The organism is Pararhodobacter sp. CCB-MM2, assembly GCF_001691415.1.
Classification (GTDB): Bacteria; Pseudomonadota; Alphaproteobacteria; order Rhodobacterales; family Rhodobacteraceae; genus Pararhodobacter.
On the sequence record NZ_LRRR01000013.1, the window covers coordinates 32,786 to 56,500 of the forward strand.

Annotated in this window: 21 protein-coding genes and 1 tRNA gene; 8 read left to right on the plus strand and 14 right to left on the minus strand. The window is 66.1% G+C overall.

Annotated features, from left to right (window positions below; all coding sequences use genetic code 11):
* Window positions 1-380: 380 nt before the first annotated feature.
* Window positions 381-941, plus strand: coding sequence for a hypothetical protein (locus tag BCY78_RS13715; RefSeq protein WP_068302825.1), 561 nt, complete (start codon window positions 381-383; stop codon window positions 939-941).
* Window positions 942-1,016: 75 nt separating this feature from the next.
* Here the strand turns inward: BCY78_RS13715 and BCY78_RS13720 are convergent, their stop codons facing one another.
* Window positions 1,017-2,456 (minus strand): NAD(P)(+) transhydrogenase (Re/Si-specific) subunit beta, encoded by a 1,440-nt coding sequence (locus tag BCY78_RS13720; protein ID WP_068302827.1) that lies wholly within the window; start codon window positions 2,454-2,456, stop codon window positions 1,017-1,019.
* A 16-nt stretch (window positions 2,457-2,472) separates the two neighbouring features.
* Entirely contained in the window at window positions 2,473-4,044 is a 1,572-nt protein-coding gene (locus tag BCY78_RS13725; RefSeq protein WP_068302829.1) for a Re/Si-specific NAD(P)(+) transhydrogenase subunit alpha, read from the minus strand.
* 222 nt (window positions 4,045-4,266) lie between these two features.
* On the opposite strand from BCY78_RS13725, the gene ppk2 reads away from it, so the two are divergent.
* Window positions 4,267-5,193, plus strand: coding sequence for a polyphosphate kinase 2 (gene ppk2, locus BCY78_RS13730; RefSeq protein WP_068302831.1), 927 nt, complete (start codon window positions 4,267-4,269; stop codon window positions 5,191-5,193).
* A 269-nt stretch (window positions 5,194-5,462) separates the two neighbouring features.
* Here the strand turns inward: ppk2 and BCY78_RS13735 are convergent, their stop codons facing one another.
* Window positions 5,463-5,687, minus strand: coding sequence for a hypothetical protein (locus BCY78_RS13735; protein WP_068302833.1), 225 nt, complete (start codon window positions 5,685-5,687; stop codon window positions 5,463-5,465).
* Window positions 5,688-5,845: 158 nt separating this feature from the next.
* Here BCY78_RS13735 and BCY78_RS13740 point away from each other — a divergent pair, with 158 nt between their 5' ends.
* The gene (locus tag BCY78_RS13740; RefSeq protein ID WP_068302836.1) at window positions 5,846-6,100 is read left to right on the plus strand and encodes a DUF2312 domain-containing protein; all 255 of its coding nucleotides are present in this window, start codon (window positions 5,846-5,848) and stop codon (window positions 6,098-6,100) included.
* Between the two features lie 40 nt (window positions 6,101-6,140).
* Here the strand turns inward: BCY78_RS13740 and BCY78_RS13745 are convergent, their stop codons facing one another.
* Window positions 6,141-7,016, minus strand: coding sequence for a hypothetical protein (locus BCY78_RS13745; RefSeq protein WP_068302838.1), 876 nt, complete (start codon window positions 7,014-7,016; stop codon window positions 6,141-6,143).
* A gap of 202 nt (window positions 7,017-7,218) precedes the next feature.
* Here BCY78_RS13745 and BCY78_RS13750 point away from each other — a divergent pair.
* Window positions 7,219-7,294 (plus strand) — tRNA-Thr (locus BCY78_RS13750).
* Window positions 7,295-7,437: 143 nt separating this feature from the next.
* On the opposite strand, the gene BCY78_RS13755 is transcribed toward BCY78_RS13750, so the two are convergent.
* The 5 genes from BCY78_RS13755 to BCY78_RS13775 form a co-directional block, all read right to left on the minus strand.
* A complete protein-coding gene (locus BCY78_RS13755) occupies window positions 7,438-8,940 on the minus strand; it encodes a tripartite tricarboxylate transporter permease (RefSeq protein WP_068302840.1) in 1,503 nt (500 codons plus the stop codon).
* On the minus strand, window positions 8,937-9,425 hold the full coding sequence (locus tag BCY78_RS13760; protein ID WP_068302843.1) for a tripartite tricarboxylate transporter TctB family protein: 489 nt from the start codon (window positions 9,423-9,425) through the stop codon (window positions 8,937-8,939). The genes BCY78_RS13755 and BCY78_RS13760 overlap by 4 nt, the downstream gene beginning before the upstream one ends.
* Before the next feature lie 40 nt (window positions 9,426-9,465).
* Entirely contained in the window at window positions 9,466-10,209 is a 744-nt protein-coding gene (locus BCY78_RS13765; RefSeq protein ID WP_068302844.1) for an enoyl-CoA hydratase/isomerase family protein, read from the minus strand.
* 71 nt (window positions 10,210-10,280) lie between these two features.
* Window positions 10,281-11,234 (minus strand): tripartite tricarboxylate transporter substrate binding protein, encoded by a 954-nt coding sequence (locus BCY78_RS13770; RefSeq protein ID WP_068302845.1) that lies wholly within the window; start codon window positions 11,232-11,234, stop codon window positions 10,281-10,283.
* Between the two features lie 388 nt (window positions 11,235-11,622).
* The gene (locus BCY78_RS13775; protein ID WP_068302846.1) at window positions 11,623-13,728 is read right to left on the minus strand and encodes an acetate--CoA ligase family protein; all 2,106 of its coding nucleotides are present in this window, start codon (window positions 13,726-13,728) and stop codon (window positions 11,623-11,625) included.
* Between the two features lie 229 nt (window positions 13,729-13,957).
* On the opposite strand from BCY78_RS13775, the gene BCY78_RS13780 reads away from it, so the two are divergent.
* From BCY78_RS13780 to BCY78_RS13795, 4 genes are all read left to right on the plus strand, one after another.
* On the plus strand, window positions 13,958-15,322 hold the full coding sequence (locus tag BCY78_RS13780) for an FAD-binding oxidoreductase (RefSeq protein WP_369808703.1): 1,365 nt from the start codon (window positions 13,958-13,960) through the stop codon (window positions 15,320-15,322).
* A gap of 8 nt (window positions 15,323-15,330) precedes the next feature.
* A complete protein-coding gene (locus BCY78_RS13785; protein ID WP_068302850.1) occupies window positions 15,331-16,164 on the plus strand; it encodes a sulfurtransferase in 834 nt (277 codons plus the stop codon).
* A gap of 87 nt (window positions 16,165-16,251) precedes the next feature.
* Window positions 16,252-16,896 carry an IclR family transcriptional regulator gene (locus BCY78_RS13790; protein ID WP_068302851.1) on the plus strand — a complete coding sequence of 215 codons (645 nt, stop codon included), beginning with the start codon at window positions 16,252-16,254 and terminating at the stop codon, window positions 16,894-16,896.
* On the plus strand, window positions 16,890-17,645 hold the full coding sequence (locus BCY78_RS13795) for an IclR family transcriptional regulator (RefSeq protein ID WP_068302853.1): 756 nt from the start codon (window positions 16,890-16,892) through the stop codon (window positions 17,643-17,645). Before BCY78_RS13790 ends, BCY78_RS13795 begins: the two co-directional genes overlap by 7 nt.
* Window positions 17,646-17,855: 210 nt before the next feature.
* On the opposite strand, the gene BCY78_RS13800 is transcribed toward BCY78_RS13795, so the two are convergent.
* From BCY78_RS13800 to BCY78_RS13820, 5 genes are read right to left on the minus strand one after another with little or no spacing between them, the layout of a single operon-like run.
* On the minus strand, window positions 17,856-18,734 hold the full coding sequence (locus BCY78_RS13800; RefSeq protein ID WP_068302985.1) for an ABC transporter permease: 879 nt from the start codon (window positions 18,732-18,734) through the stop codon (window positions 17,856-17,858).
* A gap of 26 nt (window positions 18,735-18,760) precedes the next feature.
* Window positions 18,761-19,699: an ABC transporter permease gene (locus BCY78_RS13805; protein WP_199523155.1), complete on the minus strand. Its 939-nt coding sequence runs from the start codon at window positions 19,697-19,699 to the stop codon at window positions 18,761-18,763.
* 57 nt (window positions 19,700-19,756) lie between these two features.
* The gene (locus BCY78_RS13810) at window positions 19,757-21,331 is read right to left on the minus strand and encodes an ABC transporter substrate-binding protein (protein WP_068302855.1); all 1,575 of its coding nucleotides are present in this window, start codon (window positions 21,329-21,331) and stop codon (window positions 19,757-19,759) included.
* Between the two features lie 39 nt (window positions 21,332-21,370).
* Window positions 21,371-22,387 (minus strand): ABC transporter ATP-binding protein, encoded by a 1,017-nt coding sequence (locus BCY78_RS13815; RefSeq protein WP_199523156.1) that lies wholly within the window; start codon window positions 22,385-22,387, stop codon window positions 21,371-21,373.
* 11 nt (window positions 22,388-22,398) lie between these two features.
* Entirely contained in the window at window positions 22,399-23,406 is a 1,008-nt protein-coding gene (locus BCY78_RS13820; RefSeq protein WP_083195034.1) for an ABC transporter ATP-binding protein, read from the minus strand.
* Window positions 23,407-23,715 lie beyond the last annotated feature (309 nt).

The window sequence follows — 23,715 nt, forward strand, 5'->3', positions numbered from 1 at the left end:
ACTATCCGGTAGCCGCGGCGCAGCGTCAAGGAAGGGGCCCCACGCTGTGGTGAGTGGAGGCCCCTGCCGGGAAGATCGGTCCCTCATCGTCACGAACGAACGGGCAGCGGCGTCTCCGGCGTCGCAGCGGCTATGTGCCCCCCTCTGCGGCGCCTGAGAAAGACGCTTGTCGGGCCGTGAAACGGAATGCTAGCGTCCGTTTGCGCGGGTCATGCCGCGTCACTTTCTTCCAAGATTCGCTTATCTCGTTTGCCAAACGTCACCCACGGTCCGCTCACCACGGTCCGGGATGGCCTATGTCTGCCTTGGGGAAATCCCCGAGGCCCCAACACATTGACAAGCCACCTGCGGAACCCACACCGCTTTCGGAAAGTACAAGTATGAACGTCTTGAAGTTAGCCCCCTCCCCCCTGTCCTTTGTCCTGCTGATCTCCACGGCAACCGTCGCATCCGCTGACACGACCTGCACGGCCCGATCGATTGCCGGTGATTGGTTGATCAATTACACCTTGCCGATCGCGGAATACGTCGATTCAAGCGGCGGCTTCGTTCCGCCCGCGCTCTACATGAATTTCTGCGACGTCACGATCAATCGACGCGGAAGGGTTGCGGGAGAGTGCTATAACTCCGGGACGGACCGGACGTGGACCTTCGCCGGAAGAGCGACCGTTGATCGCCAGTGCGTGCTGAGGATCGCCTACACTTCCGGTTCAAGCGACATCGAAGCTGTCGCTCGGGTCGGATCGACCGTGGGAACGACGCCGTCCTTCTTCACCGGCTACTCCGCCCGGCCCGCGCAGACCGCCCTCAACTACCGGCTTACCAATTTCGAGGGCACGCGCCGGCCTGACGGCCTGCCGAGCATCGACCCTGTGGCCGGTGCCGCGCAAGCGGCGACGAGCGGATCGGACGGTGCGGCTCTCGACGGACCAGCACAGTAACCCCCAGGATCCTGAGACATCATCATGAAAACGGGGGGCCGAAGCCCCCCGTTTCTTTCTTGCTTGTCCGGTCGATCACTCGACCATCGGCAGAAGCTGGTCGATCGACTTCTTCGCGTCGCCGTAGAACATCCGCGTGTTGTCCTTGAAGAACAGCGGGTTCTCGATGCCCGAATAGCCCGTGCCCTGCCCGCGCTTCGAGACGAACACCTGTTTCGCCTTCCACACTTCCAGAACCGGCATGCCGGCGATCGGCGAGTTCGGGTCTTCCTGCGCGGCCGGGTTGACGATGTCGTTCGAGCCGATGACGATCACCACGTCCGTTTCCGGGAAGTCCTCGTTGATCTCGTCCATTTCCAGCACGATGTCGTAAGGCACCTTCGCCTCGGCCAGCAGCACGTTCATGTGCCCGGGCAGACGGCCCGCCACCGGGTGGATGGCGAAGCGGACGTTCTTGCCCTTGGCGCGCAGCTTGCGGGTCAGTTCGCTGACCGATTGCTGCGCCTGCGCCACGGCCATGCCATAGCCCGGAACGATGATGACGCTGTCGGCATCGTTCAGAGCCGAGGCCACGCCGTCGGCGTCGATGGCGATCTGCTCGCCGGTGATTTCCATCGCCGGGCCCGTGGTGCCACCAAAGCCGCCCAGGATCACCGAGATGAACGAGCGGTTCATCGCCTTGCACATGATATAGGACAGGATCGCGCCCGAGGAACCCACCAGCGCGCCCACGACGATGAGCAGGTCGTTCGACAGCGAGAAACCGATCGCCGCCGCGGCCCAGCCCGAGTAGCTGTTCAGCATCGACACCACGACCGGCATGTCGGCGCCGCCGATGCCCATGATCAAATGGTAGCCGATAAAGAACGCCAGCAGCGTCATCAGGATCAGCGACCAGCTCGAGGCGCTCTGGAAGTACAGGATCAGCAGCAGCAGCGACAGCAGCGCCGCACCCGCGTTCAGCATGTGACCGCCGGGAAGCTTCTTCGCCTTGCCGTCAACCTTGCCCGCCAGCTTGCCATAGGCAATGACCGAGCCGGTGAAGGTCACAGCACCGATGAACACGCCGAGGAAGATCTCGATCTTCAGCACCGACAGCTCGGCCGCGGTCTTGTGCGCGACAGTCGCAGCGAAGCCGACGAGCGAGGCCAGAGCCTCAGGGTTGTCATGCAGACCGGCGACGCGGACCACTTCGATGTGGCCGTTGTAGCCGATGAACACCGCGGCCAGACCGACCAGCGAGTGCATCGCGGCCACCAGCTGCGGCATCTCGGTCATCTGCACGCGCTGTGCGACGACCCAGCCGATCCCGCCACCGACGGCGATCATCACCAACGAAATCAGCCAGTTACCGGCGCCCGGCCCCATGAGAGTGGCAACCACCGCCAGCGCCATGCCGACGATGCCGTACCAGACGGCGCGTTTCGCGCTTTCCTGCCCCGAGAGGCCGCCCAGCGACTGGATGAACAGGACGGCCGCGACGACGTAAGCGGCGGTCGTGAAACCATAAGCCATAATAGTTCCGCTCCCCTTACGACTTCTGGAACATGGCCAGCATACGCCGCGTGACCATGAAGCCGCCGAAGATGTTGATGCCGGCCATGAAGACCGAAAGTGCGGCGAGGATCACGACGAGCCAGCTGCCCGACCCGATCTGCATCAGCGCACCAAGGATGATGATCGACGAGATGGCGTTGGTAACGGCCATCAGCGGCGTGTGCAGCGAGTGCGAGACGTTCCAGATCACCTGGAAGCCGACGTAGCAGGCCAGCACGAAGACGATGAAGTGCGCCATGAAGCTGGCGGGCGCGAACAGGCCCGCAAGCAACAGCACCGCACCGCCGACGCCCAGAAGGATCAGCTGCTGACGGGTCTGCGCCTTGAACGCGGCGGTTTCCTGCGCGCGCTTTTCCTCAGCCGTCAGCTCCTTCGGCTTCTCCCGCTTCTGCGTGGCGATCGCCTGGATCTTCGGCGGGGGCGGCGGGAAGGTGATCTCGCCGGCATGCGCCACGGTGGCGCCGCGGATCACGTCATCTTCCATGTTGTGGTTGATGACACCGTCCTTGCCCGGCGTCAGATCGAAGATCATGTGCCGGATGTTGTTCGAATACAGCGTCGAGGCCTGCGTGCCCATGCGGCTCGGGAAATCCGTGTAGCCGACGATGGTCACGCCGTTCGGCGTCACGATCTTCTCGTCCTTGACGGTCAGATCGCAGTTGCCGCCGCGCTCGGCCGCGAGGTCGACGATGACCGAGCCGCGCTTCATCATCGCAACCATGTCCTCGGTCCACAGCTTGGGTGCCGGGCGGCCGGGGATCAGGGCGGTGGTGATGACGATATCGACTTCCGGCGCCAGCTCGCGGAATTTCTTCAGCTGGGCTTCGCGGAATTCGGGCGACGAGGGCGCGGCATAGCCGCCGGTCGCCGCGCCGTCCTGCTGGGCTTCCTCGAAATCGAGATAGACGAATTCGGCGCCCATCGATTCGATCTGCTCGGCCACTTCCGGACGGACGTCGAACGCCAGCGTGATCGCGCCGAGCGAGGTCGAAGTCCCGATCGCGGCGAGACCCGCCACACCGGCGCCAACCACCAGCACCTTCGCCGGGGGCACCTTGCCCGCAGCGGTCACCTGACCGGTGAAGAAGCGGCCGAAGTTGTTGCCGGCCTCGATCACCGCGCGGTAGCCGGCGATGTTGGCCATCGACGACAGCGCGTCCATCTTCTGCGCGCGCGAAATCCGCGGCACCATGTCCATGGCGACGACGGTCGCGCCGCGCTCCTTGGCCAGTTCCAGCATCTCGGCGTTCTGGGCGGGCCAGAAGAAGGCGATCAGCGTCTGGTCAGCGCGCAGGCGGCCCATCTCTTCGGTGGTGGCCTCGCGGACCTTCACCACGATGTCGGCTGCAGCGAACAAAGCGTCGGCACTGGGCGCGATCTCGACGCCCGCAGCAACATAGGCTTCATCCTCGAAGCCCGCGGCCGCACCGGCGCCGGTCTCGATGATGCAGCTATGGCCCAGCTTTTGCAGTTGCAGCGCCGACTCCGGCGTCATGGCAACCCGGTTTTCACCCGGGAATATCTCTCTCGGTGCCCCGATCTTCACGTTGGTCCTCCGTTTCAAGGGCCGGGCGAGGCGCCGCCCGATGTTTTCGTTCCCGACGTGGCATAGCGCGCGCAAGATTATTTCACAAGGCGATGTGCGCGCTAACGCCGGATTGCAGGGTGTCAGCCCTGCGCTTTAGTGTCGCCTGCGTTGAGACAGATCAAGGTCTTGCGGTGCAAATTCAGATATCTGTCGCCTGTATTTGCAGCACAGGAGCCCCCGATGGACGATCTCGCAGCCGCCTCCCGGATCACCGAGCCCCTTGCTGACGGCCCCCCGGCCGCCGCGGCCCCCGCCGGCCCTGCCGACCCGGCCGTCAAGCCCGCGCCGAAAGCCTTGACGCAGGGGGAACTTCAAGCCGCCTTCGAGAGCGCGCATTACCCCTATCCGCACAAGATGGCGCGCAGGCCCTATGAGCTGGAAAAAGCCCGGCTGCAGGCCGAGCTGTTGAAGGTCCAGCTCTGGGCACAGGAGACCGGGCAGAAATTCGTCATCCTGTTCGAGGGGCGGGACGCAGCCGGCAAGGGCGGCACGATCAAGCGCTTCACCGAGCACCTGAACCCGCGCTTCGCCCGGGTCGTCGCGTTGAACAAACCCTCGGAGGAGGAGCGCGGGCAATGGTATTTCCAACGCTATGTCGAGCATCTGCCGACGGCGGGGGAAATGGTGTTCTATGACCGCAGCTGGTACAACCGCGCCGGTGTCGAGCGGGTGATGGGGTTCTGCTCGCCCGAGGAATACCTCGAATTCATGCGGCAGGCCCCGGATCTGGAGCGGATGTTGGTGCGCTCCGGCATCCGGCTGTACAAGTTCTGGTTCTCGGTCACCCCGGACGAGCAGCGCCGCCGCTTCGCCGAGCGCGAGACGGATCCGCTGAAGCGCTGGAAACTCTCGCCGATCGACAAGGCCTCGCTGGGGCTGTGGGACGAATACACCGCGGCGAAGGAGGCGATGTTCTTCTACACCGATACCGCCGATGCGCCCTGGACCATTGTCAAGTCGAAGGACAAGAAGCGTGCGCGGCTGAACTGCATGAAGCATTTCCTCGCGTCGCTGGATTATCCGGGCAAGGATCCCGAGATCGTCGGCCAGCCCGATCCACTGATCGTCGGCCATGCGCGGCATGTCATGCGGCATACCGAGTTCTGAGGACGACGGGTGAGGGGTTTCGCCCTTGCCCGGCATGCCTCCGGCACGCAGGTCTTGGGCGACCGAGGGGCGTCGCTGCACTCGGCCCCTGGAAGGAAGGGGGCGCTGCCCCCTCGCCCTGCGGGCTCACCCCCGGGATATTTTCGGAACGAAGATGAGAGGGGCGCGTGGCGAGGGCAACGCGCTATTCGGGTGACCCGCGCGTGGTGCGTGGGTGGTCGAAGTGGGCAGGAGACGGTTTTGGCCGCCCTGCCCGGCTTCCCCGAGGGTCAGCCGAGGGTGATGCCGACGATCACCGCCATCAGGCCCAGCACCGAGACGAACAGCGACGCCATGTTCCACATCACGCCCTTCTGCAGCCCCTTGCGCAGGCTCTCGTCATCGAGCCCGGCGCGGCGCAGGCGCAGGACGTAGAGCACGCAGGCCACCAGCCCAGCGACGCCGGCCAGCGTCACCACGGCCCCAGCCCAGATCAAGATCTCGCCCGTCGTCATCGGCGTCTCCTTGTTGCAACGCGCCCGCTCTAGCCTCCCCCGCCCGGCGCGGCAAGCGCAGCGTCGCCGCAGGGCCAAGGCCTCTGCCCCATCAGTCTTGCCCCGGGCGACCCGCTTGGCTAGGAACACCGCATCCAGACAACCCGAAGAGGCCGGACATGAGCAGCACCGACACCGCCTATGACGTGACCGCCGACGAGCTCCGCTCGTTCGTGGAGCGCTATGAGCATCTCGAAGCCGAGAAGAAGGACATCACCGACCAACAGAAGGAAGTGATGGCCGAAGCCAAGGGGCGCGGCTATGACACCAAGGCCCTGCGCACGATCATCGCGCTGCGCAAGAAGAAGCCCGACGAGATTGCCGAGGAAGAGGCCGTCCTCGACCTGTACAAAGCGGCCCTGGGCATGCAGTGACGACGGCGTCGCCCCGTGTCATCGGTCCGGGGCGGCCCTTTCAGATTTCGAGCAGCGTGACACCCGGCAGGGTCGCGATCAGGTCGATATCTTCCTCGTAGAGCGCATCGAGCGCGTCCACGGTCGCCTCGGTCCAGCCCGGCAGCATCGGCTCGCTTTCAACCGCCTCGGGCTTGGCCATTCGTGACAGCATGACCGACAGGGTCTTGCGGCGAGACGCATCGTCGATCGGGGGATTGTTCTGGAACCATCGGCGCATGGCTTCATGGGCCTCCGGCGTGACCATCGACCAATATCGCGCAAGCCAGCCGTCCAGAACCAACTCAGGGCTATGTCCCGATACCGCGCGTAACACCTCGGGCCATAGCAGCGGCACGTCTTCCTCGCACCAGACGGTGATCGGCACATCGGGCAGCGCCTCGGCGATCTCGGCGATGGGGCGCGACCAGCGCAGGGCCAAGGGGTCGCTCTTCTGGATCTGCTCGAGGATCTTGCCGGACTTGTCGTCAGCCACCAGCGCCGGCAGGAAACTGGCCGGGTTGCGGATTGCCAGATACAGTTGCAGCGACGCCTCAGGAAACAGGTGCTTCAGCAAGGCTACCCGATCCGCCGCTGCGTGGTACAGCTGGTCGTCGCTGACCACCCAACGTGGCAGCGACAGCTGGTTCTCAGCCGAGAAGACCACGCGCTGCACGTCATCCTCATCGAGAATACCGTCGAGCAGGGCCTCCTGCGTTTCGGCCGAGGTTTCCGCGCCCCTCATTTCAAACGCCAGTTGGCGTAGTTGCTGGCGATACCGACTCGGACTGGGTACGGCGATGCCTTGCTGCAGCAGGGCCTCGCGGTTGCGCATCAAGCAGCGGACAAGGAAATCCTTGTCCGTCTGATGAACGCCAAGATGAAAGGCGATTTCCATGCCCGCATCTAGCCTTGCCCAATCTTGGATGGCAAGCCCATGCGCCCCCTTGCGCCCCTGATCCGGCAGGCCAAGCCTTTGTTCCGAAAGCTCTCTCCAGGCTCAGGCGGGGCGGCCGTCAGGTCCTACTTGTCGCCTTGCGGGATTGCCGCTATCACCAGCCCGTCGGACGCGGATTTCGGAACGCCGCGCCCGCGGGACGGCCGGCGTAGCTCAGTTGGTAGAGCAGCTGATTTGTAATCAGAAGGTCGGGGGTTCGAGTCCCTCCGCCGGCACCACTTCCCCTGAGACAGAATCGTGGAAAGCGCAGAGCGTTCCGTGCGTCTCATGACGGGGCATTTCTGTTGAGCACAGCGTCCATTGGCACGCACGAGGCAGCCACCCGACACGGCGCTGCGATGCGCAGCCGCTTTGGGACGCCCTACACCTGCGCCTCGCCCCGGCGCCGCAACCAGCTGACCAGCGGCAGCACGATCTGTACGGCGAGAATGGCGATGATGGCCACCAGCAGCACTGCGCTGATCGGGCGCGTCGCGAAGGTGGTGAAATGCCCGTCCGCCAACATCAGCGAGCGGCGGAAGTTCTCCTCCATCAGCGGCCCGAGGACGAGGCCCAGCACCAGCGGCGCCGCCGGGAAGGCCAGCACCCGCAGGATGTAGCCGAGGACGCCGAAGGCCAGCAGCTGGTAGATGTCGAAGACCGAGTAGCGGATCGAATAGGTGCCGATCACCACCAGCACCAGGATCGCCGGATACATCACCCGGTAGGGGATGCGCAGCATGCCGACCCAGAGACCGATCATCGGCAAGTTGAAGATCAACAGGATCAAATTGCCCAGCCAGAAGCTGGCGACCAGACCCCAGAACATCTCGGGCGTTTCCTGCAGCATCTGCGGGCCCGGATTGACGCCATGCACGATCATCGCGCCCAGCAGCAGCGCCATCACCGCGTCGCCCGGCACACCCAGCGTCAGGGTCGGGATGAAGGCGGTCTGCGCGGCCGAGTTGTTCGCGGCCTCGGGCCCGGCGACGCCCTCGACCATGCCCTGCCCCATCCGCGCGCGGTTGCGCGAGAGCTTCTTCTCCGAGGCATAGGAGAAGAACGAGGCGATGGTCGATCCGGTGCCGGGGAGCGTGCCGAAGAACGAACCGATGGCCGTGCCACGCCAGATCGCCGGCAGCGAATCCAGGAACTCGCGCCGGGTCGGGATCATCGTGCGCATCGAGACCTTCTCGGTCGGCAGGGGCCGGTCGCGGCCGCCGATGTTGGACAGGATCTCGGACAGGCCGAAGAGGCCCATGGCCGAGGCGACGAGGCTCACGCCGTCCATCAGCTCGAACTGGCCATAGACGAAGCGCATCGTCCCCGAGGTATGGTCGAGGCCGACAATGCCGATCACCACGCCCAAGACCACCATGGCCAGCCCGCGCACCGCCGAGCCCTCGGACAGGGTGGAGGCGGCGACTAGGCCCAGCGCCATGAGCAGGAAGTATTCCTGACTGCCGAAGCGCAGCGCGAAATTCGCCAGAGCCGGGGCGAAGCCGGCCATCAGGATGATGCCGATGGTGCCGCCGATGAAAGACGCGATGGCCGAGAGGAACAGCGCGGCGCCGGCGCGACCGTTGCGGGTCATCTCGTAGCCGTCGAGGCAGATCACCGCCGAGGAGGCCGTGCCCGGCAGGCGCATCAGGATCGAGGCGACGGAGCCGCCGTATTGCGCGCCGTAATAGATGCCCGACAGCATGATCAGCGCATCCGTCGGCGTGATGTAATAGGTGATCGGCAGCAGCATCGAGATCGCCGCCAGCGGCCCCACGCCGGGCAGCACGCCGATGAACATGCCGATGGACACGCCGATGAAGCAATACATCAGCGTCTGCGCCGAAAGGGCGACCTGGAAGCCCAGAAGAAGATTGTCGATCATCGCGTCAACCACGTCGGAAGCATGTCGAATTGCAAATCGAGGGCCAGCACGAAGACCAGCCAGACGAAGACGATGACCCCCAGCACCAGCAGCGCCAGCTCCTTCAACGTCCGGTTCGGCTCGGCCAGCGCCGAAACGACGAGGAGCCCGGTGATCGCCAGCGCGCCCCCCGCGATCCGGTAAAGCAGCGCGAAGAGGACGATGGCGCCCATGACCAGCAGCGCGGGTTTCAGCGGGCCGGGGTTGAGGCGCTCATCGGGCTTCTGCCAGGCCTCGACGGCCAGGATCAGGCCGAAAAGGACAAAGAGCCCGCCCAAGAGCGCCGGGAAATAGCCCGGCCCCATCGCGCTAGCCGTGCCCAGCCGGAGCTTTGCGACCTCGGAGAAGGTCACCGCCGCCGCGAGGAACAGCAGCAGCGCGCCGAGGCCGGATTTCGAGGTCAGGATATGGCGTAGCGGGGGCCGTTGTCGCGCCGTCTTGGTCATCGGGATCCTCCCGTTCAGCGGTTCCGGTCAGCGTAGGGGGTCAGCGCCCGTGAAACACGGGCTTCTGCTTGTTGCGAAAGGCCTCGAGCGCGTCGATGGCGTCCTGACTGCCGACGACCTGCTCGACCCGTCTGGTGACGTCGAACATCGTCTGGACCGGCGCATAGCCGGCCGCGTCGAGCGACAGGCGCTTGAGCATCTGCACCACCAGCGGCGCGTTGTCGGCCAGTTGCCGCGCCATGCGGCGGGCCTCGGCGACATGCTCGCCCGCGGGCACCAGCCGGTTGGCGATCCCGGTCTCATAGGCGCGCTGTGCCGAAAGCGGATCGCCGGTCATCAGCATCTCCATGATCACCCGAAGCGGGCCGCGCCGCACCAGCACGCTGGCCGCGCCCTTGGCGATGCCGACCCGGGCCTCGGGATAGATCAGCTCGGCGGTCTCGGAGAGGATCACGAAGTCGCACATCAGCGCCATCACCAGCCCCGCGCCAATGGCCTTGCCGCTGATCGCCGCGATGATCGGCTTGTCGCAGCGAAAGCCGAATTCGGGCACGCCATGCCAGAACTGCTCGGGCGGGTCGGTGAGGTCAGCCCCGGCGCTGAACACAGCGTCGTCGCTCGCCTTCAGGATGGCGACCCGCGCGTCGCCCTCGGCGAAACGGGTCCAACAGGCCTCGAGATCGGCGAACATCGCGCCGGTCAGGGCATTGCGCTTGGCCGGCCGGTCGAGGGTGATCTCGGCGATGCCGTCGGCTTCGGAATAATGGATGTGCTGAGAGATCATGGCCCGCTCGCGTGTGATGGTCCAAACGGGCCGCCGACGCGTGAGCGCCCGCGGCCCGCCGGGGAGGAGGGTCAGTTGATCGAGATGCCGGCGGCGTCGCGGATCTGGGTGAAGACCGCGGTGTCGTCGACCACGACCGCGTCGGTCGCCGCCGCGTCGCGGTAGTTGGGCAGCAGGCCCATGGTCAGCACCTGCTCCTGATAGGCCTCGCTGGCGACCATGTCGGCCAAGGGTGCGCTCATCGCGGCGATGATGGCGGGGTCGGTGCCCTCGGGCGCGAAGATGCCGAACCAGCCGGTCAGGCTGAGGTCATAGCCCTGCTCGACGGCGGTCGGCACCGAGGGATAGCCCGGGTGACGCTCGGCCGAGAGGACGGCGATCACATTCATCATCGGCGAGTCGATCTGCCGGGTCACCGCCGGGTCGGCCATGAACTCGATCTCGCCCGACAGGATCGCGGCGACGGCATTGTTGCTGCCCTGATAGGGAATATGCGTCGCCTGCGTGCCGGTCTGCTGCAGGAAATACTCGGTCGAGAACTGCCCCATCGAGCCCACGCCGGCCGAGCCGTATTTGGCGCTATTGGCGTTGAGATAGGCGACCATGCCGTCGAGATCGGTGACCCCGGTGGCCGAGCCCACGCCGATGAAAACGGCGGCGTCGGCGGTGGTGGCGATGCCGTCGAAGCTGGTAACGGCGTCATACATCACGGCCGGGTTGATCAGCGGCTGGACAACATTGGTGGCGTTGTTGCCGAAGAAGATCGTGTAGCCGTCATTGTCCGCGCCTGCGGCCAGCGTCGCGCCCACGACGCCGCCGGCGCCCGGACGGTTGTCGACGACGACCGGCTGGCCGATCGCTGCGGCGATGGCATCGGCGGCGAGACGGGCGAGGATGTCGGTCGTGCCGCCCGGGTTGTAGGGGACGATCATCGTCACCGGCCGCGCGGGCCAGTCCTGTGCCGACGCGCCCCCGGCGAGCACCGAGGCGCCAGCAGCGGCCAAAGCGAAAACGCTGAATTTCATGGTTCATCCTCCCAATGACGGCGCAACTCTCCCCAAGTGCGCCTCCCATGGAAATTCGTAACATAGCGCAAAGTGTTTCGTAAACAGATATTATGTTCCAAATAATGGAACTCCAGCCGAGGTACGACGAACGAGATCCTTGAGCATCGTGCTCGCAGAACTCTGATTATATGAGAGAATTTTGCGTGAGAGCGCCCAGCGTTCTCAGGCTTCACCGCATCTGCCCATCACGCGCGCCGACAAAGCCTCGGCAGATCCCTCACGGGTCCCGCTACGCGCCCCCTGCCCCTCGCCCTAAGGCCACGCATGATTCCCTCCGCCGCCGCCCCGGAACGACGAAGCCGCAGGCGAGGAACGCCTGCGGCTTCGTGCAGAACTGGGGCGGGTTTCAGGCCAGCGTGCCGCGCCCGTCGAGCGCATAGGCCCCGTCCTCGGTGACGCGGAACGGGTTCACCTCGAAATCTGTCAGCCTCTCGCCAAGGTCCGCGCCCAGCCAGGACAGTCGGGCGATGGCCTCGCAGGCGGCGTCGACCGCCAGCGGCGCCTGCCCCCGCGCACCGTCCAGAAGCGGCCAGATCCGCAGCCCCTCGAGCATGCTCCGCACCTCGGCGGGCGAGACCGGCGCGCGCCTCTGCGCCACGTCCTTCAGCAGCTCGACATGGATGCCGCCCGCGCCCAGCACCAATTGCGGGCCGTAACCCTCCTCGCGGCTGAGGCCGACGATCAGCTCGGTCCCCGCGCCGATCATTTGCTGCACATCGATGCGCAGGGCGGCCCCGGGCGCGGCCTGCGCGATGGCGGCGGCGATCTCGGCGAAGGCACGGCGCAGGGCCGCCTCGTCCCCGATCCCGACCTTGACGAGGCCGAGGTCGCTCTTGTGCACCACATCGGCCACGACGCCCTTCAGCACCACCGGATAGCCCGTTACCGCCGCCGCCGAAACCGCCGCCTCGACCGTCTCGCACAGGGTCGCCGCCGGCACCGCGACGCCATAGGCGCGCAGGATGGCTTTCGCCTCGGGTTCGGTAAGGAACCCCGTCGCCGCGATCGCGGGCGCGGGCAGATCGGCGGGGCGGGCCGGCTCGCGCAGACGCATCACGCCCGCCGCCTCGGCATCCGCGCGGAAGGTGGCAAGGACGCGCAACAGGTCGTCGGTGCGCGTGACGAAGGGGATCCCCGAGGCCAGCGCCCGCTCGCGCAGTTCGGCCCCGAAGCGCGAGGTATTCAGGACCAGCACCACCGGTTTCTCGCCGCGCTGCCAGGTCGTGATCACATGCTCCAGCGTCTCGGGCATCATCGGCTGCGGGGTCATCACATAGACGAGGATGCCGACGCCGGGATCATCGTGGATCGCGTCGATGGCGCGTTGGAAGATGCCGAATTCCAGCCCGCCGACATGGCCGCCCAGATCGAGCGGGTTGTTCTGATGCGAAGGCAGGTAATCCGCCGAGAGCCGCGCGCGGGTGGCCTCGGCATAGGCGGTGACCGGCAGCGCGCGCAGGGCCAGCTGGTCGGCAAGGATCGCGCCGCCGCCGCCCGAAGCGCAGACGATCCCCGCCCCCGCCGCCTTGGCGGCCGGGTTGCGGGCCAGCATGCCGGCGCAGAGGATCATCGCGTCGGGATCGTCGATCAGGATCACACCCGTCTCGCGGCACAGCGTCTCGAAGGCCGAGAACGAGCCCGAGAGGCTGGAGGTATGCGAGCGCGCCATGGTCGAGCCGGCCTCGGTCCGCCCGGCCTTGACCGCGAGGATGCGCTTGCCCGCGGACCGCGCGCGCAGGCAGAGGTCACGGAAGCGGGCCGGGGATTTCAGCCCCTCGACATAGAGGCAGATAACCTCGGTGCCGGCATGATCGATGAAGCCCTCAAGGAAGTCGCAAAGCTCCAGATCCGCCTGATTGCCGATGCTGACCATGCCCGACAGCCCGACGCCATGGTCATAGGCCTGCAGGAACAGCGTCCCCATCATCGCGCCGCTCTGACTGACGAAGGCGACCCGGCCCTGCGGCATCGCCTCGGCGTAGCGCAGCGTCGGGGTCGAGGACAGAGCCATGCGGTTCGACGGCACGATGAGGCCCATGCAATTGGGCCCGATGAGCCGCATGTTATGCGCCCTGGCGAGGGCGACGATGCGCGCTTCGAGTGCGGCGCCCTCGGCGCTGAACTCGCCCAGCTGCGCGGTGATGACGACGCAGGCGCCGACCCCGGCCCTGCCGCAGGCCTCGATGGTCTGTTCCAGCGCGGAGGCGGGCACCGCGACAAGCGCCAGATCCGGCGCCTCGGGGAGGTCGGCGACCGAGGCGTAGCACGGCAGCCCGAGGATCTCGTCGCGCTTGGGGTTGATCGGGAAGACCCGCCCCTCATAGCCATGCTCCAAGAGGTGATGCAGGATCCGGCCACCGAACTTCCGGTAATCTTCGCTGGCGCCGATCAGGGCAACCGAATGCGGCTCGATGATGCGGTCGATGGAAATCGGTGCGGTGCGTTTGGTCATAATCCCTCCGGGAGCCTCATTCGTTCCAAAATACGGAACAAGTTGACGCGATAAGAAACATATCGCCCGCAGCAAGTGCCCCTGTCAAGCCGGGAGGCCGCATGGCCCGGGCACCGACCCGCAAACGGCGCTTGACGTCGGGCGGCGCAATCTGTTTCTTTATTTGGCATTATGTTCCATATTCCAGAACACCCCATACCAAACCCACCAGCGAGGACGGAGAATGACGATGGATGACACGGCCCTGTCCGCCCTGCGGGAACTGCTGGGCGCGCGCGTCTCGGACAGTCAGGCCGAGCGTGCCCTGCATGCCGGGACCGAGGCCCATCACGCCCCGGGCCTGCCCGATGCCGTGGTCTGGCCCGAGAGCACCGACGAAGTCGCCGCCATCGTCCGCCTCTGCGCCCGCCACGGCCTGGCCATCGTGCCCTTCGGCGCGGGGTCGTCGCTCGAGGGCAATGCCAGCGCGCCGCAGGGCGGGGTCTGCCTCGACATGACGCGCATGGGCCGGGTGCTGCGCGTCAGTCCCGAGGATCTGGATTGCACTGTGCAGGCCGGGGTCACGCGTGAGGCGTTGAACCACCATCTGCGCGACAGCGGGCTGTTCTTCCCGGTCGATCCCGGCGCCAATGCGACGCTGGGCGGGATGGCGGCGACGCGGGCCTCGGGGACGACGACGGTGCGCTATGGCTCGATGCGCGAGGCGGTACTGTCGCTCACCGTGGTGACGCCCGAGGGCGAGATCCTGCGCACCGCCGGGCGCGCCCGCAAGAGCGCCGCGGGCTATGACCTGACGCGGTTGTTCCTCGGCTCGGAGGGGACTTTGGGCGTGATCACCGAGGTCTCTCTGCGGCTCTTCGGGCGGCCCGAACAGATCCGCTCGGCCGTCTGCCGCTTCCCCGATCCGGATGCCGCCTGCCGCACGGCGATCGAGGCGATCCAGCTGGGCCTGCCGCTGGCGCGGGTCGAATATCTGGACGCGGGCTGTATCCGCGCGGTCAACGCCTTCTCGCAGCGCGCCGAGGCCGAGACCGACACGCTGTTCCTCGAATTCCACGGCGCGCCCGCCGCGCTGGAAGAGCAGATCGCGCTGTTCGGCGAGATCGCCGAGGGCCATGGCGGCACCGGCTTTCGCTGGGCCGAACGCGAGGAGGAGCGCAACGCGCTCTGGCGCGCGCGGCACTCGGCCTATAACGCGACGGTCAACCAGCGCGCGGGCGCCAAGGGCTGGGCCACGGATGTCTGCGTGCCGGTCTCGGCCCTGCCCGACTGCATCCTGCACGCCAAGGGCCTTCTGGCCGATGTGCCGGTCCCGGCCTCGATCATGGGCCATGTCGGCGACGGCAATTTCCACGTGGTCTTCTCGGTCGACACCAATTCCGAGGCCGAAATGCAGGCGGTGAAGGCCTTCAACGACGCGCTGGTGGCAAAGGCGCTCTCTGTCGAGGGCACCTGCACCGGAGAGCATGGCGTCGGGCTTGGGAAACGGAAATACATGGAGGCCGAGCATGGGCCGGCGCTGGCGCTGATGCGGCGGCTCAAGACGGCGCTCGACCCGGCAGGCCTGATGAACCCCGGCAAGATATTCCCCTGAGAGGTGCGATGGTGACCGATCCCCTGATTGACCCGAGCTGGCTGGCCGAACGGCTGGACCACGTCGTCGTGCTGGACGCGACCTATGGCCTTGGCGCCGCGCCGGAACAGGCCCGCGCCGCCGTGGTCGAGGCCCGGATCCCCGGCGCGCGGCATTTCGACATCGACGCGATCAGCGCGCCGGGCACCGAGCTGCCGCATATGCTGCCGGACGGGGACACGTTCGCGCGGGCGATGGCGGCGCTGGGGATCGACGGCACCCGGCCGGTGGTGGTCTACGACCGCAGCCTCAACCATTTCAGCGCGCCGCGCGTCTGGTTCACTCTGACGCTGTTTGGTCTGGAGAATGTCCATGTCCTCGACGGCGGGTTGGCGCGCTGGCGGGCCGAGGGGCATGCCGTCGCTTCGGGCCCCGTCGAGGTCACGCCCGTCGCCCCGCGCGACTGGCCCTTCGACGCCGCACGGGTCCTGACCGGCACTGCGCTGGCCGAGGCCCTTCGGCAGGGCACGGCACAGGTGGTCGATGCCCGCGCGCAGGACCGTTTCGACGGCCGCGCGCCCGAGCCCCGCGCGGGGCTGAAATCCGGCGCCATGCCGGGCGCTGTCTGCCGCCCCTTCGCCACGCTGACCGGCCCGGACGGCCGTTTCGCCACGCCCGAGACCCTGCGCGACATGTTCGCCGAGGTCGGGCCGGAGCCGGTACTCAGCTGCGGCTCGGGCGTCACCGCCTGCGTGCTGGCGCTGGGGCTGGCGCGGATCGGACGGCGGGCGCGGCTCTATGACGGGTCCTGGACCGAATGGGGGCAAGGCAAGCTGGGCCCCATCGTCACCGCCACCCCATAGCGCTGCGGGTCCCGCACGTCATCCCCGTTGCGTTCCACATGTTGGAACTCTATCAGGAAAGGGACAGCGACCGGGACCTGAGCGCATATGGACAGCACCCTCCTGAAAGGCCTCGATATCCTCGAGCGCGCGATCTTCGCGGATGCCCCCGTGACGGTCACCGAACTCGCGCGCAACACCGGCCTGCCCAAGAGCAACATCCACCGCACGCTGACCACGCTGACCGCCTCGGGCTATCTGCAGCACGACCCCGTCGCGCGCCATTACGTGCCGTCCCTGAAGCTGGTCAGCCTCGGCCAGCGCGTCTCGGCGCATTTTCCCTATCGCGATGCGCTGATGCCCTATCTCGACACCCTGGCGCGTGAGAGCGGCGAGACCGCGGCCTTCATGCTGCCGACGCCCTCGGGCATGGTGGTCATGGCCGCCGCCCTGCCCGGCCGCTCGCCCGCCGCGATCCTGACCGAGAACAGCCGTTTCGACCCGGCGGACACGGCCTTCGGCACCGCGCTGACCACCCGCGACGGCGTGGCCCTGCTGGCCGAGCATCCGGAGCGCCACACGTTCGAGCTGGCGATCCGCTTCGGTGCGGGGGACGCGCCCGCGCTGGGGGCCATCGGCATCCTCGGCCCGGCCAGCCGTTTCCGCCCTGAGGACAGGCCGCGCCATCTGGCCCTGCTGGAACGCGAACGCGACCGGGCGCTGGCCGCGATCCGGGGAGACACAGCATGCTGAAATCCGTCGCCAAGGCCTTTCGCATGCTGGAATCCATGTCGCGCGCCGGCGGGCCGATGCGGCTGAGCGATATCGCCCGGCAGAACGAGATGACCCGCTCGAACGCCTTCCACCTGCTGCAGACGCTGCAGGAGCTGGATTACGTCCGGCAGGTCGACGACAGCACCCTCTACGAGACGACCTACAAGATGTTCGAGATCGGCGCGCTGGCGGTCGGTCGCAACTCGCTGGTCACGGCCGCCCATCCCGAGCTTATCCGGCTGGCCGAGCAAGTGCCCGAGAATGTCATGCTGAACACGCGCGACGGGTTGATGAACCTCGTCGCCGACCGGATCGAGAGCCGCTCGGTCGTGCGCACGCTGGCGCATCTGGGCGCGCGGGCGCCGCTGCAACTGGTGTCGGGCGGCAAGGCGCAGCTGGCTTGGGCCCCCGAGGCGCTGATCGAGCGCGTCTGCACCAATCTGGTCAAGGTGACGGAACGCTCGGTCACCGATCCCGCCGTGCTGCGCGCCCAGCTGCAGCAGATCCGCGAGCAGGGCTATGTCGTGGCCGTCGGCGAGGTGAACGAGGGCGCAAAGGGCGTCTCGGTGCCGCTGCGCGACCGGCATGGCGCCGTTGTCGCCGCGGTCAGCATCTCGGGCCCGATCGACCGGCTGGGGGATGATCAGGTGCCGGCTTACGTCGGCATGTTGCACGAGACGGTGAAGCGTATTGAAGCCGCGTGGGCGGACGGCTGGCGCGGCGACTAGGACGGCTCTGACGCCCGGTCACCGCCTGCTGTGGCAGCGGACGCGTGGCGTGCAACCAACGGCAGTCAGCAGCAAGGGACAAAGGCCGCGCGGCTCCTGCACGCCATGACGGCAACCTCGCCGATGCGAACCCGCCGTCATGGCCCAATCTAGTCGCTCCGCCCCCGAATGTATGGTCCGGGCCTTCGCTGACACGCGAAAGAGGGGTCGTCAGTGCCGCTTGACCGTCGGGTCCAGCAGCACCCGGATCGACTCGCCCAAGGCGTTGAAAGCAAGGGCTGTGCAGAGGATGGCGAAGCCCGGCGCGTACATTTGCGCGGGGGCGATCTCGATATAGGAATAGGCGCGTGCCAGCATGCCGCCCCAGCTGGCTTCGGGCGCCTGCACGCCCAGTGACAGGAAGCTCAGACCCGCTTCAGCCAGAAGGGCCACGGCCAGCAGAAGCGTCACTTCGACGATAACAGGCTGGATAGCGTTGGGAAGGATGTGCTTGCGGATCAAGTGGAACCGCGAGGCGCCAAAGCCGACCGCGGCATCGACATAGAGAGAGCCGCGCACCACCAAAGTCTGGGCCCGCATCGTCCGCGCCAGATACGGCGCGAACCCGAAGCCCACAGCCAGCATGGCGTTGGTGAGCCCGATGCCCAGCGCGCCGGTGATGGCGACGGCCAGCACGATCGGCGGGAAAGCCAGCACGGCGTCGATGACCCGGCTGACGACCTCGTCGATCCAGCCGCCGACGAAGCCGATGAACACGCCCACCGGCACGCCGATCACCACCGCGACGCCAACCGCCAGCCCGGCCGCATACAGCGCGTTGCCGGCGCCATACATCAGGCGGCTGAGGGTGTCCCGCCCCAGATCATCGGTGCCCAGCCAATGCTCGGCCGAGGGTTCGGCCAGCATGTTCATGATGTTCTGATCGGTCGGCGAATAAGGTGCCAGCAAAGGGGCCAGTACGGCCGCCAGCACAAGGATCAGCAGATAGGTCAGCGCCAAGGCCGCGCGTAGATCGCTACGCAGCCAGCGCAGGAACGCCGCAAGACGCGAGGGCGTCACCGATGGCGACGGGGTGGTTGTCCGAGCCATGTTGCGCCCGTTTGCATTGAGATCGGTCATGTCGAGGCCGCCACGCGGGGATCAAGAATGGAGTTCAGGACATCGACCAGCAGGTTGATGCCGATGACCAGCACCACCAGAACCAGCGCCACGCCCTGCACGACAGGGAAGTCCTTGTTCAGCGCCGAGTAGCTGATGAGCGAGCCGACGCCCGGCACCGCGTAGACGGATTCCACGATCACCGCAGACGAGAACAGCAGGTTGAACTGCAACCCCGCCACGGTGAGGATGGTGGCAGCGATGTTCCGCAGGCCATGGCTCCAGAGCACCGCGTGCGGGCGCAGGCCCTTCGCCCGAAGCGTCCGGATGAACTGTGAGCCCAGCACCTCCAGCAATGCGGACCGGACCTGCCGCGTCAGCACCGCTGTCACGTTGGTCGACAGCGCGAAGGCCGGCAGGGTCGCATAGTAGATCGCCTGCAGCGGGTCCTCGAAGATCGAGACCGCCCCCGTCGCCGGTAACAGCCGCCAATCCAGAGCGAAGGTCGAGACGAGGATGATGCCGAGCCAGAAGTTCGGCACCGCAACGCCCAGCGAGGCGAAGCTGGTGATCGCCTTGTCCAGCCGTGTGCCCTGCCTTGTCGCAGCCAGAATGCCCAAGGGGACACCCGTGACCGCGCCAAGGATCAGCGCGTAGACCACCAACAGGACGGTATGGGGAAGACGCGAGAGGATCAGCGTGCTGACCTCCTCGTTCGAGAACAGCGACCGACCGAGGTCCATGTGCAACGCGTTCCATAACCAGTTCGCATATTGCACGAGGAACGGTTGATCGAAGCCATAGAGCGCACGGATTTCCTCAATCCGGGCCTCCGAGGCGAACTCGCCCGCCAAGGTGACGGCGGGATCGCCCGGCATCAGGAACACCAGCGCGAACACCACGAAGGTCGCGATGATCATCACCGGTATCAGCTGCGCCAGGCGCCGGAGCACCATTCTGCCTACGCCATGCATGGCGTTCCTCCCCTTCTCGCCCTGATCAGGCGTCGTCCGTCAGGCTTCGTCCAGCCACACGGCTTCAAGCCGCGGTGCCGTCAGGATGCCGTAGGTGAAATCCTTCACCTTGCCGGTCTGGATCGACATGCCGGCAGACATGTATTGCGGCAGGTGCAGGGCGTTCTCGATCACGAACTGCTCCAGCTCGAGCAGCTTCTCGCGACGGGCATCGAAATCCAGCGTCGAGAGCGTGGCATCCAGAAGCTCGCGGTAACCCGGCAGCTCGATCTTGCCCGCGTTGCGCAACGCCGTCCCCGAGAACTGGCGATCATAGGCCAGCGAGGGATCGGGGTTGCCCCCCGTAGGCGAGATCAGCATGTCGCCCTGTTCCTCGATCATGAAGACCTGGATGGCTTGCGCGGGCTGCACGGGCGTGACGTTCAGGCGAATACCCACCTGCGCCAATTGCTCGCCGATGATCTCGGTGCGCTGCATCGCGGCCTGATCCGGCCATGACAGCGTTTCGATCACCAGACCGTCGGGATGGCCTGCCTCGGCCAGCAGCGCACGGGCGCGGTCCGGATCGTAGGCATAATGCGTCGCGGCATCCGGTCCGGTCGCCCAGAATTCGCTGGGGAAGATGGTCGAGGTCGCCTCGCCCAGGCCCAGCATCAGGACCTGCTGCAGGTCCGCGCGGTTCAGGGCATAGTTCATCGCCTGCCGTACCTTCACATCCGCCAGCGGGCCGCGGGCGTAGTTGAAGAAGGCGGTGTAGTAAGTCATCGACGTTGTCGCCGTGGCAATGATGTCCTCGGACCGGCGGGCGACCATGATCTGCTGCGCCGCGAGGTTCAGCGCCACATCCGCCTGCCCCGAGGTGACGGTCCGCGCCGCGGTGTTCAGCTCATTGATGATCCGGAACTCGATGGCATCGAGATACGGCAGATCCGGGCCCTGCCAGTAATCATCGTTGCGCGTCACGCTGATCAGGTCGTTGTCACGCCATTCGACGAAGCGGAAGGGTCCGGTGCCGACCGGCGCGCGATCAATATTCCCTTCCTCGGCCGCCTGCACGGAGGCCGGCGACACCATACAGCCCGCCCGGTTCGACAGCACCGCCGGCAGCGCCGCATTCGGGGCCCCCACACGGATCGAGACCTGAAGCGGCCCGGTCGCGGTAATCTCCTCGACGCCATTGAGGTCGGATTTCACATTCGAGCGCGCGTAATCGAGCCCCCGACGCAAGTTGAACACCACCGCTTCCGCGTCGAAGGGCGTACCGTCGTGGAAGCTGACACCCTCCCGCAGTTCCAGCACCAGCGTGGTGTCGTCCGCCCAGTCCCAGCTGGTCGCCAACATCGGCTTCAGCTCCAGCGTGGTGTCGTCGAAGCCGATCAGCGCATCGTAAATCGTGAAGAGCGAGTTGAAGTCGGGCAGGTTGCGCCCGGTGATCGGGTCCAGCGAGGCCGGATTATACGGCATGGAAACCCGCAAGGTCCCGCCCCGCCGGGGGGTGCTGTCCTGCGCCATGGCGCCATGCGGCAGCATCATCCCCGCACCAAGAGCAGCGGCGCCCTTGAGCACCGAGCGACGGCTCGGGCGCAGGGTGTTGTCATAGATCACTCTGTGCATTTCTCTCTCCCTGTTTGCGGCATGCGTTGCCGCGACGTTTCACTCTTGGCTGACGCATTCAGCTTCTTGCCCGCCTCCCACGGGCAGGAAGCGCGCCAGCATCTCTTCGGCGAAATGGCAGGCCACGAAGCGGCCCGGGATCAGCTCACGCTGGTCAGGTTCATTGCTGGCGCAGAGGTCCACCGCCCGGGGGCACCGGGTGTGGAAACGGCAACCCGCAGGCGGATTGAGCGCGCTGGGGATCTCACCCTGAAGGATGATCCGCTCACGCGCCCGTTGTTCGTAAGCTGCTATCTCTGGCTCGGCCGAGCGCAGGGCCTCGGAATAGGGATGCAGCGGACGGTTCATCACGTCGTCGGCCGGGCCGATCTCCATGATCTTGCCGAAATACATCACCGCCACCCGATCCGAGATATGGCTGACGACGTTCAGGTCGTGGCTGATGAACAGGTAGGTCAGGTTGAAATCACGCTTGAGCCGCCAGAACAGGTTCAGCATGTCCGCCTGAATCGACACATCAAGCGCCGCGACGACCTCGTCACAGACCAGCACCTCGGGATCCAGGACCAGAGCACGGGCGATATTCGCGCGCTGCTTCTGGCCGCCCGACAGCTCATGCGGGTAGCGCATCGCCATCTCGGGCGACAGCGCGACGGTGTCCAGCATCTCCAGCGCTCGCGCCCGTCTCTCAGCGCGCGTCCCGGTGCGGGCGATGGCCATCGGCTCGATCACGCTTTCCAGGATCGTCATCCGCGGGTTGAAGGCCGCATTCGGGTCCTGCGCGATGATCTGGTACTTGCGCCGATGGGCATTCATCTGGGCCCTGCTCAGCGCAAAGGGATCCACATCACCATGTCGCACGGCCCCGGCCGAGGGGGTGATCATGCCGACAGCCGCCCGTCCCAGGGTCGACTTGCCCGATCCGGATTCGCCGATGATCCCGAAGATCTCGCCGGGAGCGACGCTGAAAGACACGCCGTCCACGGCCCGGACGATGGTGCGGGTGCGCCCGAAGGACACCGTCATGTCCTGAACGCTCAGGGCGGGTACGTCCACGCCTGCCATCGTCATAGCGCACCTGCCGTCATCGGAGCTGCCGAACCGGCCAGTTCCTGCCAGCGATGGCAGCGGATCTGCCGCTCAGCGATCCGCTCAAGCGCGACGGCTTGCGTGCAATGTGCGGTGGCATGAGGGCAGCGCGGCTCGAACCGGCAACCGGGGGGCATCGCCCTCAAGGACGGCACGCGGCCGGGAATGGCATTGAGCGTCCCCCGCGCCCGGCCTGCATCCGGGATCGAGTGCAACAAGCCCGTCGTGTAGGGATGCAGGGGCCGGGCGAGCACCTCGGACACCGGGCCGCCTTCTATGATCTGGCCGCCATACATGGTGATCATCCGGTCGCAATTCTGCGACACCAGCGCGAGGTTGTGGGTGATGAACAGGATCGCTGTCCCGCGCTTTTGCGACAGGTTCAGCAGCAGGTCCATGATCTGCGACTGGATTGTCACATCCAACGCCGTCGTCGGCTCATCGGCAATGATCAGATCGGGCTCGCAGACCAGCGCCATGGCGATCATCACCCGTTGGCGCATACCGCCCGACAGGCTCATCGGATAGAGCTGCGCCACCTGACGCGGCGCGGCGATACCAACGCTGTCCAGCGCGTCAATCGCGCGCTCGTCGGCCTCGCGCTTGGAGACGTCGAAATGGCATTGCACTGTCTCGCGGATCTGCGCGCCCACGGTGAACACCGGGTCCAGTGCACTCATCGGCTCCTGAAAGATCATCGAGATATTGCGTCCCCGGATCCGGCTCATCTGGCGGCGAGAGAGCGACAGCAAATCCCGGCCGGCAAAATTGATCCGTCCCTCCGTCCGGGCGGATCGCGGCGGCAACAGCTGCATGATCGACAGGGCCGTCATCGACTTGCCACAGCCGCTCTCACCGACAACGCCCAGCGTCTCTTTGGGACGGATGTCGAACGAGACCCCGTCGAGGACACGGACCCAGCCGTTTTCGTCGCGCAGATCGAGTTTCAGATCCTCGACACTGAGCAGGACTTTATCGGTGGCCATGCCAGTCTCAGGACCAGCAACAGGCCCTTTGGCCGCTGTAGCGGACATGTGCTTCCTCCCGTGCGGACCTGCGTCCGCGCCTCCGGCTCTGCCGCCCAGCGCCCCGTTTCCGGGGCCGCGAGTTGGCAAACACCGCCTCTCCTCAATGTATGCAAACACAGCGAATTTTATTAAGCAACATCGGAGTCACATCATTTTCCAGTTATATTTAACGCATGAAGATCGCGATCATTCCGGCATAGGAGATCACCCCACCGGCAATACCGGCAGATACATTTTCTCTCTTTTATTCATATCTCTAACAGCACT

What these genes read in the sequence shown, in the direction of transcription:
- ppk2 (WP_068302831.1), top strand. Translation starts at nt 4,267, where the DNA reads ATGGACGATCTCGCAGCCGCCTCCCGGATCACCGAGCCCCTTGCTGAC.
- BCY78_RS13775 (WP_068302846.1), bottom strand. Translation starts at nt 13,728, where the DNA reads ATGACCAAACGCACCGCACCGATTTCCATCGACCGCATCATCGAGCCG.
- BCY78_RS13735 (WP_068302833.1), bottom strand. Translation starts at nt 5,687, where the DNA reads ATGACGACGGGCGAGATCTTGATCTGGGCTGGGGCCGTGGTGACGCTG.
- BCY78_RS13720 (WP_068302827.1), bottom strand. Translation starts at nt 2,456, where the DNA reads ATGGCTTATGGTTTCACGACCGCCGCTTACGTCGTCGCGGCCGTCCTG.
- BCY78_RS13820 (WP_083195034.1), bottom strand. Translation starts at nt 23,406, where the DNA reads ATGGCCACCGATAAAGTCCTGCTCAGTGTCGAGGATCTGAAACTCGAT.
- BCY78_RS13800 (WP_068302985.1), bottom strand. Translation starts at nt 18,734, where the DNA reads ATGGCTCGGACAACCACCCCGTCGCCATCGGTGACGCCCTCGCGTCTT.
- BCY78_RS13780 (WP_369808703.1), top strand. Translation starts at nt 13,958, where the DNA reads ATGGATGACACGGCCCTGTCCGCCCTGCGGGAACTGCTGGGCGCGCGC.
- BCY78_RS13745 (WP_068302838.1), bottom strand. Translation starts at nt 7,016, where the DNA reads ATGGAAATCGCCTTTCATCTTGGCGTTCATCAGACGGACAAGGATTTC.
- BCY78_RS13785 (WP_068302850.1), top strand. Translation starts at nt 15,331, where the DNA reads ATGGTGACCGATCCCCTGATTGACCCGAGCTGGCTGGCCGAACGGCTG.
- BCY78_RS13740 (WP_068302836.1), top strand. Translation starts at nt 5,846, where the DNA reads ATGAGCAGCACCGACACCGCCTATGACGTGACCGCCGACGAGCTCCGC.
- BCY78_RS13805 (WP_199523155.1), bottom strand. Translation starts at nt 19,699, where the DNA reads ATGGTGCTCCGGCGCCTGGCGCAGCTGATACCGGTGATGATCATCGCG.
- BCY78_RS13810 (WP_068302855.1), bottom strand. Translation starts at nt 21,331, where the DNA reads ATGCACAGAGTGATCTATGACAACACCCTGCGCCCGAGCCGTCGCTCG.
- BCY78_RS13755 (WP_068302840.1), bottom strand. Translation starts at nt 8,940, where the DNA reads ATGATCGACAATCTTCTTCTGGGCTTCCAGGTCGCCCTTTCGGCGCAG.
- BCY78_RS13715 (WP_068302825.1), top strand. Translation starts at nt 381, where the DNA reads ATGAACGTCTTGAAGTTAGCCCCCTCCCCCCTGTCCTTTGTCCTGCTG.
- BCY78_RS13795 (WP_068302853.1), top strand. Translation starts at nt 16,890, where the DNA reads ATGCTGAAATCCGTCGCCAAGGCCTTTCGCATGCTGGAATCCATGTCG.
- BCY78_RS13765 (WP_068302844.1), bottom strand. Translation starts at nt 10,209, where the DNA reads ATGATCTCTCAGCACATCCATTATTCCGAAGCCGACGGCATCGCCGAG.
- BCY78_RS13760 (WP_068302843.1), bottom strand. Translation starts at nt 9,425, where the DNA reads ATGACCAAGACGGCGCGACAACGGCCCCCGCTACGCCATATCCTGACC.
- BCY78_RS13790 (WP_068302851.1), top strand. Translation starts at nt 16,252, where the DNA reads ATGGACAGCACCCTCCTGAAAGGCCTCGATATCCTCGAGCGCGCGATC.
- BCY78_RS13770 (WP_068302845.1), bottom strand. Translation starts at nt 11,234, where the DNA reads ATGAAATTCAGCGTTTTCGCTTTGGCCGCTGCTGGCGCCTCGGTGCTC.